Annotated in this window: 1 protein-coding gene; it reads right to left on the reverse strand. The window is 61.8% G+C overall.

The features are described from left to right. Positions 1 to 288 (reverse strand): YDG domain-containing protein (locus tag ACL9RI_RS27695; protein WP_422729653.1); only part of this gene is annotated, 288 nt, incomplete at both ends.

Raw genomic sequence — 288 nt, forward strand, 5'->3', positions numbered from 1 at the left:
ATGCCCGTAAAGTTCAGGTTCAGCGTACGGGCCGCGATATCGGCCGTGGTGCTGCCGCTGTGGCTGCCGAGCACATAATTGCCTGCATCGGCGCCCGTCACACCGACGCCATTCACGCTGACGGTTTTAGCGGTGCCAGCATTCTTGTCGGCAAAGCTGGCACTGCCGGCCACCGTCAGGGCGTCCCCGGCGATGCGGTCATCACCGATCGTCACGCCAGCCGAGGTAGTGCCGTCATAAGTCTTGTTGATGCCCGTAAAGTTCAGGTTCAGCGTACGGGCCGCGATA

It is taken from the genome of Janthinobacterium sp. Mn2066, from assembly GCF_049319705.1.
In the GTDB taxonomy this organism is placed as follows: Bacteria; Pseudomonadota; Gammaproteobacteria; order Burkholderiales; family Burkholderiaceae_D; genus Janthinobacterium.